Origin of the sequence: Bradyrhizobium oropedii, assembly GCF_020889685.1 — a bacterium.
Taxonomy (GTDB): Bacteria; Pseudomonadota; Alphaproteobacteria; order Rhizobiales; family Xanthobacteraceae; genus Bradyrhizobium; species Bradyrhizobium oropedii.
This window is the reverse complement of the sequence record NZ_JACMYO010000362.1, coordinates 1-2,869: the sequence shown is the minus strand read 5'-3', so window position 1 is coordinate 2,869 and position 2,869 is coordinate 1. Positions and strand designations below refer to the sequence as shown.

The following is a 2,869-nucleotide window of genomic DNA, read 5'->3' as shown; positions in this document are numbered from 1 at the left end:
CTGCGCCGCGACAACGGCCGGCGCCAGCATCAGCACACAGGACAAAGCGAGCGTTCGATTGATCCTCATCAGGAGGAAACCGGGACGACGCGCCGAAGTTCCCGGTCAAATCGCTGCAAGCCTCACGATTTGCGGAAACGGATCAGCGAGAAATGCCCCATCGGCGGCATCGGCCGGCGTTCCGCGAGGCTGACGCCGCCGTGTTTCGCGGCCCAATTGGTCAGCCGCTCCCACGGAAATTCCGGACGCCAGCCGAGCCTGCGCGCCAGCGGCGCAAAGGCGAGCTCGAAGATGCGGCGCGGGCCGCCCTCGGCGCCGATGTGATTGACCAGGATCAGCTCGCCGCCCGGCTTCAGCACGCGAATAAAATCGTCGAGCGTCGCCTCGGGATCGGGCACTGCGGTGATCACGTACTGCGCGACCACCGCGTCGAAGAACGAATCCGGGAATGCGAGGTTCTTGGCGTCCATCACCGCCAGCGTCTCGACGTTGCTGAGGCCCTGCGCCCGTACGCGCTTGAGCGCGCGCCGCAACATCGGCTCGGAAATATCGACGCCGTACAATCTGGTCGTGCGCGAGTAATCCGACAGCGACAATCCGGTGCCGACGCCGACATCGAGCACGCGCCCGCCGATCCGGTCGGCTTCCGCGATCGTCGATTGACGGCCCCGATCGAACACCTTGCCGAACACGAGATCGTAGATCGGCGCCCAGCGGCCATACGCCTTTTCGACCCCCTCGCGGTCGATGTCCCCAGCCATTCCCCTGCCCCGACGTTACTTTTGCTTACGCATGATCGTTTCGGAAAACCGGTCCCCACTTTTCCGGATCATGCGCTATCCGCGAACCGCTTCGACAATCGGCGCCATCGCATCCTGCGTCGCAGCGCGCGCAATGCGGCTCGCGCTCGCACTCCTGATGAAGCCGCCGCCGAGCACCCGCGCCTGCCCGGACGGCGCGTCATAGAACACGCAGGCCTGGCCGGGCGACACGCCCTCCTCGCCGGCGACGAGCTCGACCTCGTAGCCGCCATCGACGGCGCGCAACCATGCCGGCTGCGGCGCGCGCGTCGAACGCACGCGGACATAGATCTCGATACCCTCGCCGATCACGCGGTCCAGCGCGCCGTCGCCGATCCAGTTGACGTCGCGCAGCGCGATGCGATCCATCCGCAGCGCCTCGCGCGGCCCAACCACGACCCGGCGCGTCGCCGCATCGAGCTTGATCACATAGAGCGGGTGGCCGGAGGCAATGCCGAGGCCCTTGCGCTGGCCGACGGTGAAATGAACGATGCCCTGGTGCTGGCCGACGACGTTGCCGGCGAGATCGACGATGTCGCCCGGCGCGATCGCGTTCGGCTTCAGCCGTCCGATGATGTCGGTGTAGCGGCCGGTCGGCACGAAGCAGATGTCCTGGCTGTCCTGCTTGTCGGCAACCTCGAGCTCGAAGCGCCGCGCCAACTCGCGGGTCTGCGGCTTGGTCATGTCGCCGAGCGGGAAGCGCAGGAAGCCGAGCTGCTCGCGCGTGGTCGCGAGCAGGAAATAGCTCTGGTCACGATCGGCATCCGCCGCGCAAATCAGCGAACGCGATCCGTCGGCAAGCCGGCGCGAGGCGACATAGTGGCCGGTGGCGAGCGCCTGCGCGCCGAGCTCGCGCGCGGTTGCGAGCAGATCGCGAAACTTGACCGAACGGTTGCACTCGATGCACGGCACCGGCGTCTCGCCGAGCGCGTAGCTGTCGGCGAAATTGTCGATCACCGACTGCTTGAAGCGGCTTTCGTAGTCGAGCACGTAATGCGGAATGCCGATCCGCTCCGCGACATTGCGCGCGTCATGGATGTCGCGGCCGGCGCAGCAGGCGCCCTTGCGATGGGTCGCGGCGCCATGGTCGTAAAGCTGCAGCGTGATCCCGACCACGTCATAACCCTGCGACTTCAACAGCGCAGCCGTCACCGACGAGTCGACGCCGCCGGACATGGCAACGACGATCCGTGTGTCTTCAGGGCGGCCTTCAAGATCCAGACTGTTGAGCATCTCTAAGCGGTCATTGGTCACTGTCGCGGCGAGCTTAGGCGCTCCGCGACGAAATTGGAAAAAGCCTTTGTCCAGAGAGCCTTAGAACGCATCCAAGGCCGGGTCGATCGGCTCGGGACGCGTCGGAGGCTACTCTTAATATAGGCCGTATTCCGGAGAGGCAATCCGGCGGACGCCGGGCCTTGCCGCGCGCGGACGGCAAATCTTGCCGCCGGGCAAAAAGGAGACCCGTCGGGAACCCGTTCCGGGTCGCGAGAACCACCCGTAACAATTTGAAATAACTCATTATTTACTACGCGCCATGGTTGGCCCGCTCCTTGCTGACAATAGGCCGGAAGTCTCATTTGCGAGGATTGGCAGTGGTCAGCGTCACGTCGGAAGCATTGGCAGGCCGGTCTTTTCAGGGCGCGACGCGGTCGGCGCGGCCCGATCCCGCTTCGCAGGCGGGGAACGACGGCTTTTCCGCGCTGGTCGACAGCAGCACTGCGTCGACGAACGACAACAGCCGGTACGACAGCCAGCCGGCGCCCTCGCGCCGGTCCGACGATTCCTCCTCGACGACCGACGCACGCTCCCGCGATAACAGCACGGCCCCGGACCGAACGTCGCGGGATGACAACAAGGTCGATGACGACAGCGACACCGGCGCGCCGCGCAAGACCAAGTCGAAATCGAAGTCGGACGACCAGAAGTCCAGCACCGACGCGCAATCCACTGACGACAAGTCGGCCACCACACAAGCTGCCCCGCAAGCGGCCGCATCCAATGCTGCAACGGCCAACGCCGTGATCGCTGTTCCCGTTGCGGCAGCTGCCGCGACCAACCCGACACCGGCA

At 65.6% G+C, this 2,869-nt stretch carries 3 protein-coding genes; all 3 read right to left on the bottom strand.

The features are described 5' to 3' along the window. Positions 1-122: 122 nt before the first annotated feature. Positions 123-761: a class I SAM-dependent methyltransferase gene (locus H8A95_RS42375; protein WP_229188363.1), complete on the bottom strand. Its 639-nt coding sequence runs from the start codon at positions 759-761 to the stop codon at positions 123-125. A 75-nt stretch (positions 762-836) separates the two neighbouring features. Beyond that, positions 837-2,033 carry a tRNA 2-thiouridine(34) synthase MnmA gene (gene mnmA, locus H8A95_RS42370; protein ID WP_229188362.1) on the bottom strand — a complete coding sequence of 399 codons (1,197 nt, stop codon included), beginning with the start codon at positions 2,031-2,033 and terminating at the stop codon, positions 837-839. Positions 2,034-2,433: 400 nt separating this feature from the next. Beyond that, positions 2,434-2,869: hypothetical protein (locus H8A95_RS42365; RefSeq protein WP_229188361.1), on the bottom strand; the 436-nt coding region annotated here is incomplete at its 5' end.